Source organism: Streptomyces sp. ISL-87 (assembly GCF_018614095.1).
GTDB lineage: Bacteria > Actinomycetota > Actinomycetes > Streptomycetales > Streptomycetaceae > Streptomyces.
Genome location: NZ_JAGGOY010000018.1, coordinates 1 through 13838 on the forward strand (window position 1 = coordinate 1; position 13838 = coordinate 13838).

Genomic DNA, 13838 nt, shown 5'->3' on the forward strand with positions numbered 1-13838 from the left:
AAATGATCCATTCGCCGGTCGGTCTAAGGCCGCCCGACTGCTGAGGGTTGCCGGTGGCCGTCTGCTCCCGGTGAAGAAGAACGCCCGGCTGCTCGACCGGCCCGACGGCCTGTGGAACGCCCTCTTCGAAGCGGTACCGCGCATCGGGAGTGCCGTACTGGTCTCGGGGTGGCTTGAGTCGGTCTTCTCCCAGGAGTATGCCGCCGGCCTGCGGACGCTGCTGCATCGGCTGTACGCGGCTCGCGGCCCGGTCGCCGGCGACGCGCTGCGCAGAGCGGTGTGGCAGGCGGTGACCGATCCCTACATTCTCGACGATGTGCCGCCCGAGCGGCTGCGGGCCTGGCGCGGTAGCAACGACCGTGACGTGCGGCTGTTGCTCGAAGCCCTCGCGGCCCTCGGGGCCGTCCGAAGCGACGATGACACCGTGGAGCTGACCGGTCAGGGCAGGCGGGCCGTGGCCGTGATGCGCGGCGAACCGCTCCCCGGAGAACCGGTGTTCCAGCTGCGCATCGATCTGGAGGACGTTGTCGAACCGGCGGTCTGGCGACGTGTGCTGGTGCCGGCCGCGGCCCGGCTCGACCAAGTGCATGCTGTGATCCAGGCTGTCATGGGCTGGGAGAACAGCCATATGCACGCCTTCACCGTGGACGGCGTCCAGTACGGCCGGGCAAACACCGAGCTCGACTTCGGGGACGAGCGGGGCGTCACTCTCGGCGCCCTGCTCAAGGAGGGAGGGAGCCTTGTGTACACGTACGACTTCGGTGACTCCTGGGACCACCGCGTCACGGTGGAGCACCGGATCGCAGCCGAGGCGGACCGGACCTATCCCGTCTGCGTAGCCGGTTCCGGCGCCTGCCCTCCTGAGGACTGCGGAGGCGCCGGGGCCTATGAAGACCTCAAGCGGACTCTCGCCGATCCGACGCGGACGGAGCACGACGACCTCGTGCGGTGGCTTGGCCTTGACTCCGGGGTGGGGTTCGACCCGGCCCGGTTCACCCCCGGCGATGCCAATGACAGACTCCAGCAGATGTAACCCACCCGTCCCGGGCGCCACCCCTGGGCGGGCTCGGTGTGGGCGCGCGGCCCTCGTACTCTCGCGCCCGAGAGTCGGACGGTGCCGAAGGGCTGCGGGGAGCGGTCCCGGCTCAGCTGACATGGCGGATGCCCCAGTAAGAAGACTTTGGCGCTCCAGATCGGACACAACCGGTCGGCGCGGGGTCTGCAGGGCGTGATCTTCACCCGAGACGACCGGGCGGGCGAGGGCAAGTTGTCCTCCCGCCTGGGCTTGGTGACGGAGGCGGTCGAGGCCGCCCCCGGCATGGATCTCTACGCCTATCTGGTGGGGCAGATGTCCAAGGGCGGGAAGGTCGACTACGTCATCGTGGACGAGGCGCAGTTCCTTGCGCCCGAGCAGATCGACCAGCTGGCCCGCGTCGTGGACGACCTGGACCTCGACGTCTTCGCCTTCGGCATCACCACGGACTTCCGCACCAAGCTCTTCCCAGGCTCGCAGCGGCTGATCGAGCTGGCCGACCGGATAGAGACCCTCCAGGTCGAGGCGATGTGCTGGTGCGGGGCGCGGGCCACGCACAACGCCCGTACGGTCGGCGGCGAGATGGTGGTGGAGGGCGAGCAGGTCGTCGTGGGCGACGTCAACCGCTCGCCGGAGGAGGTGGGCTACGAGGTCCTGTGCCGCCGCCACCACCGCCGCCACATGACGAGCGCCGCGGCCCACGCGGCCGCCATCTCCCCGGACGTCCTGCCCGTCACCTCCGCCTGAGCGTCTTCTGCCGGGCTGGGTCGGCGTCCCAGCCGATCCGGTTCGGCAGCCGGTGGATCCGGTCCGGGCCAGCTTGCCCGGCCTCCGCCGCCAACGCCCAGCCGTTCTAACGCACTTACGCGCGTCGACGTGGGCGAACCGATGCGCGAACCGCTCGTGCAACTCGACCAGCCCTGACGCCACCCACGGGCATCCGCCTGTGGCGGTCTCCGCGCACCTCCCCCCGAGCCGGCCCGGGGGAGGAGGGGGCAGGCCGACCCCGTGTCGACGTCGGAATCGGCGCGTACCACATGCAGGCCTCGACGGACCTACGGGCCGGTCGCCGCGTCCGGTGAATCTCCGCGGGCCAAGAAACACCGAAGCTCCACAGAATTGAGTCTCCGTTGAGGTTTCTCGGGGAGCAGCCGCCTCCCGGCCCCCGTGCAGAAATTCGGACGAGTCAAATTCCCTATATGCAGGGCCTGGAATCACAAAGAAAAGGTAAAGGGGAGGCGAGTGGAGGCGAGATTCCGAGTATTGAATATGCAACTACCTGCATCTTATGTCCAGATTGTCGCCTTCCGCGCGTCTGCTTGCGTTCGGAAGTCGGTGTGATATGTCCGATCTGTGTCAGATTCTATGGCATTTGGGGAGGCGGTGCGGCGCGCCCAGGCCTCAATTGACATGCCCGATGGGTGTTCGTAACGTTGGGATCACGCCAGGCGGTGACCAGCCAAGGCGGAGTGGCGGTGCAGAACAAGCGATCTGCACGGTTTCGAAACAACTACGGGGGTAGTTCTGTGCACGGCGGGGACTCAGGTGGTTACGGCGGGGACAGTGGATCTGCGGGCATTGCAGCCGGCAGTGGGTCCCAAGGTGGCGGCCACAAAACTTACAAGGATGACCTGCGAGAGTGGGCTCCTATCTTCGGCATCAGCGCGGCTGTCATCGTGATCGGCCTGCTTGTGGTAGCCCTTTTCTGACGGGCGCTCCTGACTGCCGCCGCGCCCGTGACCTCGCGGAACGGTGACGCTTCTCCCCCTGCGCCTGCTCCTTCGAGCTCGTCGGGGGCCTCGGTGAATGTCGAGCGGGCTCCCATCCGGCGCGAACTCCTTTCGGTTTATCTCTGAGTCCTTCTCGTGTTTGCCGGTGCTTTTCTGTGCCTCGGATCCGAGTCGGGCAGGGGCGCGTCGTTCTGTGTATCAGAAACCGCCTCCTCATTCTTTCCCACCTTTTTCTCAGTGGTGCGGATTCGTTTCTCCATGCCTGGTTATGCGGCGCACTCCTGTGCGCCCTCTCGTTGGCATGGGTAAATTCCGGCGCTCTATGTGCCGATGGAAGGGAGGTGAGAAAGCCATGGAGAACAACAACATGGATGTCCCGGTTCAGCACGAGGACATCGCCATCGAGGAACTCGCGGACACGGCCGGTGCGGGCACCGCGTTCTGTGTCGGGTCGGCTGGTTGCCCCAGCTCGGCCGGAACTGCGTCCAGCTTCGGCTAGAGGCCCTTTCCGCCTCCGTAACGGATTTTGAGAGGAGGTGAAAATCATGGAGAACATGCAGAACATGGAGATCGTCGAGGAGTTCGACGACATCGCCATCGAGGAGCTCGGTGACATGGCCGGTGCCGGTGGCACGACCAACACCGGTGGCACCTTCGGTTCGACCACTTGCCCCGCCTGCATCGGTACCGCGTTCAGCTGGAGCTGACGCGGACCTGCAAGGGCGCTGTGTGCACCCCCTGTTGACGAGAGGAGGTGAACAGTGAACGACACCATCGCGGACACGGACCTCGACCTCTTCGAGGACGTAGCCATCGAGGAGCTGTCCGACGCCAGCGGCGCGGGCTGGTGCCTCGGCTCGGCCGGCACCTTCGGTTGCCCGAGCTCGGCCGGATCGTACGGCACCACGACATCGCACTGACGTCTCGACGCGCGCAGGAGAACACATGAACGACGATGCAATCCTCGCAGCCGAGCTGTCGGTCGGCCACACCGAGGACATCAGCATCGAGGACCTGACCGACGCCACGGGCGGCAGCTTCTGCCTCGGCACGGTCGGATGCGCGGGCTGCCCCTCCTCGGCCGGATCCGTCGGTACCGCCAGCTCTCACTGAGTCGCAAGGCCGCGGGCCCGGCATCGCCAGGACGGCCGTCGGACGAGGTTCATGCAGAGAACCTCGTCCACGGGTCGACGGCGACGCCGGGTGCCGTTGCCGGCACTTCTCAGTATGGCGGACCACGGCCTTCGCGGCCGGACCGATTCCCAGGAAGGAGGTGAAAGACATGAACTCTCTCGACGTCATGCACACCGAGATCGACGCCGCCGGCAACGCCCTGGCGGAGGACATCGCGATCGAGGAGCTGACCGAGGCGGGTGGCACCAACTGCTTCGGCACGCTCGGATCGATGGGCTGCCCGACCTGCTTCGGCACGTACGGCTGCGCCACCTGATGCACCGTCATCAGTGTGGCTGAGTAACGCCTCGGGTGCTGCGCCCCCGCCGCTGGATCACCTTCCAACGGGTGACGGGGCGCAGCACCCTTCCAGTTTTTGTTACGGCATGAAAGTGCCAGGCCGTTAAGGAATGTGGGAGTGTCAACGACTGAAAGTGCGCGACGAGTGTGGCGCTGGTTCGCCATGCAGGAGGACTCCGCCGCCGACAACACCGATCTCTTCGCGCAGCTGGTCACAGAGTCGCCCGTTGTTCACTTTCCCGGGCTGTGGGTCATCTCGCGCCACGATCTGGTGGCGAAATTCAGCAACCATCCCGGCCTCACCATGGTCAGCCCCGACTTCCCGGCCGACATGCGGGAGGAGAATCCGGACTTCACCGAGTTCTTCGGAAATTCGATGTCCGTGCGGGCGCCGGATGATCACCGCAGGCTCCGCGGCGTACTCGCCCGGGAATTCACAGGACGGTCCGTCGAGCGTCTGCGCGAGAAGATCTCTCACATCATCGACACGCTTTTGGCCGGTCCCACGGCCGAGGGCGGATGCGAGTTCGTGTCCCGCATAGCGGTCCCCCTTCCCTCTCTGGTCACAGCGGCGCTGCTCGACCTGCCCGAGGAGGACTGGGCCCAGGTCACGACGTGGTCGCGGGGCATGCTGGCCCAGTTGGGCAAGAGCTTTCCCGGCAACCGGCCGGCAGCGGACCCCATTTCCGTCGAGGGCTTCCAGGAACTGCGCGCCTACGTCGAATCGGTGGTCCGCGAACGGGACGCACTCAATGCCACCGACGTCATCTCCCGCCTCAACGCGGCGCGCCGCAGCGGGCAGCTGAGCCATGACGAGGTCGTCAACATGGTTCTACTGCTCTTCATGACCGGGGTCGATACGGTCACCAGCGGCCTGACCAACGCCCTTCTCTGTCTGCTCACTCGGCCGGCGGAATGGCAGCGGGTCGCCGAGGACCCTGGGAAATTTGCTGCCCCGGCCTTTGCAGAATCGATCCGCCTGCTCGCGCCGGTCACCTTCGGGGCACGTGTTGCCGCTGAGGACCTGTCGATCGGAAATGTCGTCATAGGCAAGGGGGAGATCGTGCTGCTCGCTTTCGCCGCCGCCAATCTCGACCCCCGCCGGTTCGAGGCACCCCTCGAATTCCGCTGGGACCGTACTCAGAACGCCGGAATGTCGTTCGGCCACGGCGCCTATTTCTGCCTCGGTGCTGGGCTGGGCTCTCTCCAGTCCGAGTTGTTGCTCGCCCGGCTGGCCCAGAACGGCGTCGCGCTCGCGCAATCCGAGGACTCCCTTCCCTGGCGCAGTGAGCTGACCTTCAACAGCCCCGCCGTCCTCCCCGTGCGGCTGGGAACCGGGCTGGAGGTGTGACGATGCGTGACACGCTTTCCCTGCGGCGAGCGGTCGCCCGCCCGGTCAGAACCCGGCATGTGCGGCAAGTCGAGGAGGCCGACTGCGGAGCATCCTGCCTGTCGGTCCTCCTGGCCTGGTACGGACGGCATGTGTCCTGGCACGAGTTGCAGCAGGTGTGCGGGGGCGGACGCGACGGCGTGACGGCCGCCACCCTCGTCGGCGCCGCCGCCCACTACGGACTGGCGGGAAGCGGCAAGCGGATCCGGCTGTCCGGCGACGACCAGGCCGACATCAGGGCCATGCGGTCCCTGGCGGCCCCAGCCATCCTCTTCGTCGGCGGCAACCACTTCGTGGTCTTGGACCACGTCTCCGAGCAGGGAGCCGTCAGCCTCAACGATCCGGCGATCGGCCACCGACTCATGCCGATGGCCGAGTTCCGTGCCCTCTTCACCGGCATCGCTCTCGTTTTCACGCCTACGGAGGACTTTCACCCGGCCGGGGTGCCGCACCGTTTGCGTGGCGACCTGCTGTCCTGGGCGCGCCCCCGCGGGGGTCTGCTGGCCGGGGCGGTGCTGGCCGGCACGACGGCGGCCTTGGCGGCCGTGGCCACCGCACTGCTCATGCGGGCCGTCGTCACCGCGACGGCCCGGCCCGACTCCGCCGGAGCCGGCGTCCTGCTGTGGGCTCTGGGCGGTGCGGCGGTCGCCGCGTTCACCGCGACCTGGATACAGACCCGACTGCAGTCGGCGCTGCTGCGCGCCCTGTCCGTGGACCACTCCCGCTTCTTCGTACGGACGCTGCTGGATCTGCCCGCGTCCTTCTTCCAGCGGCGGTTCACGGGCGGAGTCGCGGCCCGGGTACAGATCGCCGACACCCTCGCCAACCAGCTCGCCGGCACCGTCGTACCGGTCTTCGTCGGCGGTGTGAGCATGGCGGTCGTGCTGGGCGTGCTGGCCTGGTTCGCACCGGGCATCGCTGTGCTCGTGCTCTGCGGGGTCGGCTGCTCGACAGCGATCCTGCGAAGGGCCTCCGCCGGTGAGTCCTCCCGACAGGGCCGGCTGCTGGCCGAACAGGCCTCCCGGGACGGCGAGATGATCAGCGGCCTGAACATGCTTGAGACCTTGAAGGCGGAGGCCGTCACCACTCTGCTGCTCGATCGCTGGGAGCAGTCCCACTCGAGCAGCATGGCCGTGGCGCACCGGTCCATGAGGTCGGCCCAGCGGACGCTGGGTACCGCCACCGTCATCGACTCCCTCGTCTCCGTCGCGTCGGTGCTCTGGGCGGCAGCCGATGTCAGGCGGGGTGCCATGGCGCTGCCCGATCTGATGTCCGTCATCACCCTGGTCGGCGTCTTCCAGGCTTCGGCGGGTGCGGTGGCCCGCGGGGGCTTGTCATTCGGGCAGTTGCGCGCCGGCTTCGCGGCCTTCGCGGACGTAGCCGGTTCGTCCACCGAGACGGGCGAGTCCGCGCAAGCGCCCCGGCGTGGCGAGACCACCGAAGCGGCAAAAAACGCAGACGCATTTCCCCTGTCCACCGAGACCACCGAGACCACCGAGACCACCGAGACCACCGAGACCGACGAGGCCACCGATTCCGCCGCGACGGCCGGGAGCACCATGACCGCCCCCGTCCGTAACGACGTCGGCGCCGCCCCCGGTTCCATCGGCCGGCTCGAGCTGTGCACCCTGGAATTCGGATACGACATCAACCGTCCGCCCCTGGTCCGCGGCGTCGACGTGCGGGTGCCTTCCGGCAGCCGTCTCGTGGTCGTCGGAACCACGGGCAGCGGCAAGTCCACCCTGGCCCGGCTCGTCGTGGGAAGCACCGCCCCATGGGTCGGCTCGGTCACCCTCGACGGCATCCCGGTCACGGCCCTGCCGCCCGGCTCCATCGGCTACGTCAGCCAGCATCCCGTGCTATTCGAGGGGAGCGTCGCCGAGAACGTCGCCTTCGGCGACGACGAGTTCTCCCCGGACCTGATCGACCAGGCATTGGCCACCGCCTGCCTCGACGGGGTCGTCGCTCGCCGCGGAGGTCCGCGCGAGGCCCGCGTCGAGCCGAACGGGCAGAACTTCTCCGGCGGCGAGCGGCAGCGCCTCGCCCTCGCCCGCGCCCTGTGCCGCCGACCGGCACTGCTGGTCCTGGACGAGGCGACGAGCGCGCTCGAGGGCCCCCTCGAAGCCAGGGTCGACGCCAACCTGCGCCGCCTGGGCACCACGACCGTGGTGGTGACCCACCGTCTCGGCACCGTGGGACCGGACGACCTGGTCCTCGTACTGCACCGCGGTACGCCCGCCCAGCTCGGTACGCACCGCGACCTGTCGGCCCGGCAGGGCCAGTACCGCGAACTGCTCGGAGCGAGCCGGTGACCCCGGCAGGAGAGGCGTGGGCCGCCCACCGGGACGCTTTGAAGCCGCTGCTCGCCGCCCTCGGCGCACCCGGGGAGGCGCTGCCGGAGCGGCCGTCGGCGGCCCCGGACCCGGTCGCCGCGGCAGCCGAGCGGTGCGGCGTCCGGGCCCACCGCGCGCCGCTCGCCCAGGCGCTCACCTGGCTGCCGAGGGCTCCCCTGCTCGCGTCCCGCAACGGCGAGCCGGTGGCACTGCTGCCCGCCCGACGGGGCTGGACCGCCGTCGCGGCAACCGGTGGTGCGGGACACCCGGTGACGGCCGCCGACGCCGGGGGGTTCGACGAGAACTGCTGGGTCATGCGGCCCCGGCTGCCCCACACCGGGATCACGGGCCGCCGCCTGCTGCGGTTCTCCGTGCGGGGCGCCGCGATGCCCTTGACCGGTACGTTGCTGGGCGGCCTGCTGGCCGCGGTGCTCGCCTTCGCCGCCCCGATCGGCTCGCTGCTGCTCATCACGGCGGTCCTCACCGGCGACGACTCCCTCTTCGGCTGGACGTGCGCCGCGGTGCTCGCAGCCGTCCCGCTGGGCCGGCTGCTCGCCGAGATGCGTGACCGCTCCACCAGCGCACTGCAGACGCACATCGAGGCCACCGTGGAACCGGCCGTGTGGGAGCGGGTGCTCAGTCTCCCGCTGCCCTTCCTGCGCCGCTATTCGAGTGTGCGGCTGCTCAACCACGCCGGTGGCATCGGCCGGCTGCGGTCCCTGCTCGGTCCCTCCGGCCTCGACGCCTTGCTGAGCGCGCTCTTCTCCGCAGTGGCGATCACTTTGCTGGTGCTCGTCGACGGGGTGCTCGGTCTCGTCGCCGCGGCAGCCACTGCGGGCCTGCTGGCGCTGCTGGGATGGCTCTCGTGGGCGCAGCAGAAGCACGACATGAAGGTGTACGACGCCGTGGAGAGCGTGCAGTCCACCGTCTACCCGGCGCTGCTCGGCATTGACGAAGTCCGCGCGTACGGAGCGCAGAAGCTGGTCTTCCGCAGGTGGTGGCAGGGGTTCGACGCGCAGAAGCGTGCCGACGACGCGGGCCTGCGCCATGCCGAGGTGTCGGCCGCACTGATCGCCGCCGCCCTGCCCCTGCTGCTGTGCGTCCTCCTGCCGGTGGTTCAGCTGCGAGGCATCGGGATGACCGGCATCTGGGCGGTGTCCTTCGCCGGAGTCCAGCTGAACCTGGCGCTGAGCCGGCTGCCCGGGGTGCTCCAGGCCGTCTTCACTCTGCGCACCACGTACGCCCGGCTGGAACCCATCCTGGCCACCGCGCCCGAGACGCCGCCTGCAGGCATCCTGCCCGGCCGCCTCACCGGACGGGCCGAGCTGCGCGCGGTCACCTTCGGCTACCCGGGATCCGCGGAGCCGGTACTGGACCGTGTCGACCTCACGGTGGAGCCCGGCGAGTTCCTGGCGGTCGTAGGCGAGTCGGGTGCCGGCAAGTCCACCCTGCTGCGGCTGCTGCTGGGCCTGGACCGGCCTGACGCCGGTGCCGTGCTGCTGGACGGCCACGACCTCGCGGGGCTGGACCTGGCCGCGGTGCGCGGACAGATCGGATACGTACCGCAGGACAGCAAGGTGCTGCGGGGCACCATCCGTTCGGTCATCCTCGGCAGCGCCCCGGAGCACGACGAGGGAGCCGCCTGGCACGCCGCCGGGCTGGCCGGGATCGCCGACGAGATCCGCGCCCTGCCGATGGGCATGGACACCCGGCTGACGGACGGCGAATCCGGGTTCTCCGGCGGACAACTGCAGCGCCTGCTGATCGCCCGGGCCCTGGTCGGTGAGCCCCGCATCCTGCTTCTCGACGAGGCCACCAGCGCGCTGGACAACGCCACACAGGACGAGATCAGTACAGCGATCGGGGCTCTCGGGATCACCCGGATCGTCGTCGCCCACCGCCTCAGCACCATCCGCCGGGCCGACCGCATCGTGGTCGTTTCCGGCGGGCGGATCACCGAATCCGGCAGTTACGACGCGCCGGCCACATCCCGCGGCCTCTTCGCGGACCTCGACGCAACGACTTTGACGTGAGAAGGAAAGGCAACCGCACCATGACCAGCACCACAACCCGGTTCAAGAGGTATGTGCGCAGCACGACCGTGGCAGGAGATGGCGTCTACCTCACCACCGAGCGGTCCGGTCAGCTCCGGCTGGAAGGCCGGATGATCGAGCTCATGGCCCCGCTGCTGCAGGGCGGCCACACCCGCGAGGAGATCGCGGACCGGCTCTCGGACGAGTTCGCGCCCGCGCGGGTCGGACGCGCCCTGGACAAGCTCATCGCCGCCGGACACGTCGTGGAGACCGACGCCTCGGTGGACCCGCGGGCCGGGGGCTACTGGGAGCTGCTCGGCGTGGACGGCGACGAGGCCGTGCGTGCCGTGCGGAACGCCGGTGTGGACCTGGTGGCCCTGGGCGACGTACGCGCCGAATGGTTCACCGACGCGGCCGAGGCCTTCGGTATCCGTCTCACGGACGCACCGGACAGCGCACTGACGGTCGTGCTGACCGACGACTACCTGCGGCCGGAGCTGGACGACATCAACCGCCGGGCGCTCGCCGGCGGCAAGCCCTGGCTGCTGGTGAAGCCGGTCGGGGCCACGGTGTGGCTGGGGCCGGTCTTCCAGCCGGGCGTCAGCGCGTGTTACGAGTGCCTGCGCATACGGCTGGCCAACAAGCACATGCTGACCTCGTACCTCCGCCAGCGCGGCGTCCTCACCGATGTCCTGGTGAATTCGGTGACCGATGTGCCAGCCACCGTGGGAGTCGCCGCCCAACTGGCTGCCCTTGAAACCGCGAAGTGGCTCGCCGGGGCCGTCGGCGGTGCCCTGCCCGGCACGGACGTCCCCCGCGACCAGGTCACGTCCCTCGACACGCTGACCCTGCGCACCGAGCAGCACCCGGTCACCCGGCGCCCGCAGTGCCCGGCCTGCGGCGACCCGGACCTCCAGGCGAAGCGGCAGCGGGGCCCGGTGGAACTGTCCAGCCAGGTCAAGGCCGTGGCATCAGACGGCGGCCACCGGGCCAAGGACCCGCAGGAGTTCCTCGACACCTTCCAGCACCTGGTCAGCCCGATCAGTGGCCCGGTGAGCAGCCTGGTCAAGGTTCCGCTGGACGTGGAAGGGCTCCACACGTACACGGCGGGACAGAACTTCGCCGTGCCGATGGCCAACGCCGCCGATCTGCGCGCCGGACTGCGCAGCGCCAGTTCCGGCAAGGGCATCAGCGACGTACAGGCCAGGGCGAGTGCCCTCGGCGAGGCGATCGAGCGGTACTCCGGGGTGTTCCACGGCGACGAGGCGCGCATCACCAGCTCGTACGAGGCCCTCGGCGCCGACCGGGCCATCGAGCCCAACGCGCTCCACCAGTACAGCGACCGGCAGTTCGCGGACCGGCTTGAGTGGAACGCGCGGCCCTCGCACTTCCACTGGGTGTCGCCGCGGATGAACCCGGCCGAGCCGGTGGACTGGTCACCCGTCTGGTCGCTGACCGAACAGCGGCACAAGTACCTGCCGACCTCGGCGCTGTACTTCTCGTACTCCAGCTCCAGCGAGGCGGTGCGCTTCAACGGGGGCGCCAACTCCAACGGGTGCGCGGCCGGCACGACCCTGGAGGACGCGATCCTGCAGGGCTTCTTCGAACTCGTCGAGCGGGACAGCGTCGCCATGTGGTGGTACCACCGGCTGCGGATGCCCCGGATCGACCTGGACAGCTTCGACGACCCGTACTTCCGCAAGTGGCAGGACCGCTACCGCTCGCTCGGCCGCGAGACGTGGGTACTGGACGTCACCAACGACCTGGGCATCCCGTCGGTCGTCGCCGTCTCCTACCGCACGGACAAGCCGGTGCAGGACGTCCTCTTCGCGCTCGGCTCGCACTTCGACGTCAAGATCGCCATCGGACGGGCGCTGTCCGAGATGAATCAGTTCCTGCCCGCCGTGATCGGCATGCGTGCGGACGGCTCCGGTACCTACGCCTACAACGACCCCGACCAGCTGAAGTGGTGGCAGACCGCGACCGTGCAGAACCAGCCGTACATGCGGCCGGCCGACGGGGTCGTACGGACCGCCGCCGACTACGCCGAGCACCACGTGGCGGACCTGCGCGAGGACGTACTGCGCGCACAGCGTGCCGTTGAGGACAAGGGCATGGAAATGCTCGTTCTGGACCAGACGCGGGTGGACATCGGCCTGCCGGTGGCCCGGGTCATCGTGCCGGGGATGCGTCACTTCTGGCCCCGCTACGCCCCCGGCCGCCTCTACGACGTACCGGTCGAGCTGGGCTGGCTCGACCGCAAGCCCAGCGAAGACGACCTCAACCCGATTGCGATGTTCCTCTGATGACCACCACCGATGTGACCTTGCACGGCCCGCTCACCGAGGCCACCGCCCTGCGCCAGGGCGTTCTCTGCGAGAACCGCGATTCCACGGTGCTGCTGTCGCTGCGCAACCAGACCGGGTACCGGCTGCGCGGGGTCACCCCCGGGATTCTGGGAGTGCTTGAGCGGCTCGCCCGCCACGCCGTGCCGACCGACCAGCTGGCGGCCGGTCTCGACACGCAGGAGGAGCGCCAGCTCACCCGTGTGCTGGAGCGGATCTCGCCGTTCCTGGCCCGCTCCCTGATGTACCGAGATGTGGAGCTGATGGCGGTGGAGGCCACTGCCCCCGCCGAACCGTACGACGTCGTCGCCGTCCCCCTGGACGCCCCGGTCCGGCTGTCGAAGTTCGCGCTGCTGCGCCGACGCGAGGGCGCGCTGGTGGTGGAGACACCGCTGACCGCCTACCGCTGCGTGCTGCGTTCGGCCGAGGCGGCCGCGGTCGCCTCCGCCCTGGGCGAGACGGCGACCGCCCGGGAGCTGGCCTCCGGGGAGCTGCCGGCCGAGGCCGTCGCCGCTGTGCTCGGGCACCTGGTCGGAGCGGGCTTCGCCGACCTGGGCAGCTGCCGGGACGGTTTGGCGGTATTCGCCGCGGACGACGACGAGGTACTGCGCCAGTGGGACTTCCACGACCTGTACTTCCACTCGCGCAGCCGCCTCGGCCGCACCGACGAACCGTACGGCGGCCGCTTCCCGTACGTCGGTACGATCGAACCGCTGCCGCCGGTCAAGCCGGCCCCGCCGGGCGAGCCGATCCCGCTGTTCCGTCCGCAGCTCACGGACGTCCTCGCCAAGGACCCGAGCCTGCTGGCCGTGATGGAGGGCCGGCAGTCGATCCGCAGTTACGGTGAGCGCCCGCTCGACGCTCAGCAGCTCGGCGAATTCCTCTACCGGGCGGCACGCGTCCGCGGAACCTACGGGCCGCGCCCGGACCAGAAGATGCCGTACGCCGGCTCGACCAGGCCCTATCCGTGTGGCGGGGCGGCCTACGAGCTGGAGCTGTACCTGACCATCAGGCGCTGCGAGGGCATCGAGCCGGGTATCTACCACTACGACGCGATGGACCACTGCCTGCGTCTGGTGAACGCCGATCCTGGCCTGCGGCAGAACCTGCTGGACGTCGGATCGCTGTCCACCGGCGGCGAGGCGGTCCCGGACGTTCTGATCACCATGACGTCGAGGTTCCAGCGGCTCTCGTGGAAGTACCAGTCCATCGCCTACGCCGTGACGCTCAAGCACGTCGGTGTCCTCTACCAGACGCTGTATCTGGTGGCCACCGCAATGGGTCTCGCCGCCTGCGGGCTCGGCAGCGGGAACTCCGAGCTGGCCGAGCGCGCCTTCGGACTCGATCCCCTCAAGGAGTCGGCCATCGGCGAGTTTCTGCTGGGCAGCGCGCCGCAGACCAGGCCGCTTGAGGAGAGCGCCCGCCACGCCGCCGACTGGCGTCCGGGCAACGACCCGCAGTGGCAGCAGGAAGTGCGGCACCTGCTCCCTTGAGCAGGCAC

12 protein-coding genes and 1 pseudogene are annotated in these 13838 nt (G+C 69.2%); 12 read left to right on the forward strand and 1 reads right to left on the reverse strand.

Going from position 1 to position 13838, the window contains the following annotated elements; all coding sequences use genetic code 11:
* On the forward strand, nt 1-1033 hold a 1033-nt coding region (locus tag J7I97_RS07010; protein ID WP_214931749.1), incomplete at its 5' end, for a plasmid pRiA4b ORF-3 family protein.
* A 147-nt stretch (nt 1034-1180) separates the two neighbouring features.
* Nucleotides 1181-1780, forward strand: coding sequence for a thymidine kinase (locus tag J7I97_RS07015; protein ID WP_214931751.1), 600 nt, complete (start codon nt 1181-1183; stop codon nt 1778-1780).
* 19 nt (nt 1781-1799) lie between these two features.
* Here J7I97_RS07015 and J7I97_RS38205 read toward each other — a convergent pair.
* Nucleotides 1800-1963 (reverse strand): annotated as a pseudogene (locus J7I97_RS38205) (IS701 family transposase); the annotation flags it as partial.
* 1152 nt (nt 1964-3115) lie between these two features.
* Between J7I97_RS38205 and J7I97_RS07020 the strand changes: the two are divergent.
* The 10 genes from J7I97_RS07020 (at nt 3116) to J7I97_RS07065 (ending at nt 13830) form a co-directional block, all read left to right on the forward strand.
* On the forward strand, nt 3116-3262 hold the full coding sequence (locus tag J7I97_RS07020; protein WP_214931753.1) for a thiocillin family RiPP: 147 nt from the start codon (nt 3116-3118) through the stop codon (nt 3260-3262).
* Between the two features lie 46 nt (nt 3263-3308).
* A complete protein-coding gene (locus J7I97_RS07025) occupies nt 3309-3470 on the forward strand; it encodes a RiPP peptide (protein ID WP_214931755.1) in 162 nt (53 codons plus the stop codon).
* Nucleotides 3471-3524: 54 nt separating this feature from the next.
* Nucleotides 3525-3683, forward strand: a complete 159-nt coding sequence (locus J7I97_RS38210; RefSeq protein ID WP_214931757.1) for a thiocillin family RiPP — start codon at nt 3525-3527, stop codon at nt 3681-3683.
* A 25-nt stretch (nt 3684-3708) separates the two neighbouring features.
* Complete coding sequence (locus tag J7I97_RS07035; protein ID WP_214931759.1) at nt 3709-3876, forward strand: thiocillin family RiPP; 168 nt, start codon at nt 3709-3711, stop codon at nt 3874-3876.
* Nucleotides 3877-4045: 169 nt separating this feature from the next.
* Nucleotides 4046-4213 (forward strand): hypothetical protein, encoded by a 168-nt coding sequence (locus J7I97_RS07040; protein WP_214931762.1) that lies wholly within the window; start codon nt 4046-4048, stop codon nt 4211-4213.
* A gap of 141 nt (nt 4214-4354) precedes the next feature.
* On the forward strand, nt 4355-5587 hold the full coding sequence (locus J7I97_RS39825) for a cytochrome P450 (RefSeq protein ID WP_214931763.1): 1233 nt from the start codon (nt 4355-4357) through the stop codon (nt 5585-5587).
* 2 nt (nt 5588-5589) lie between these two features.
* Nucleotides 5590-7938, forward strand: coding sequence for a peptidase domain-containing ABC transporter (locus J7I97_RS07050; protein WP_214931765.1), 2349 nt, complete (start codon nt 5590-5592; stop codon nt 7936-7938).
* Nucleotides 7935-9992, forward strand: a complete 2058-nt coding sequence (locus J7I97_RS39830) for an ATP-binding cassette domain-containing protein (protein ID WP_214931767.1) — start codon at nt 7935-7937, stop codon at nt 9990-9992. Before J7I97_RS07050 ends, J7I97_RS39830 begins: the two co-directional genes overlap by 4 nt.
* Before the next feature lie 20 nt (nt 9993-10012).
* Nucleotides 10013-12298 (forward strand): TOMM precursor leader peptide-binding protein, encoded by a 2286-nt coding sequence (locus J7I97_RS07060; RefSeq protein WP_214931769.1) that lies wholly within the window; start codon nt 10013-10015, stop codon nt 12296-12298.
* Nucleotides 12298-13830: a SagB family peptide dehydrogenase gene (locus J7I97_RS07065; RefSeq protein ID WP_214931771.1), complete on the forward strand. Its 1533-nt coding sequence runs from the start codon at nt 12298-12300 to the stop codon at nt 13828-13830. The genes J7I97_RS07060 and J7I97_RS07065 overlap by 1 nt, the downstream gene beginning before the upstream one ends.
* Nucleotides 13831-13838 lie beyond the last annotated feature (8 nt).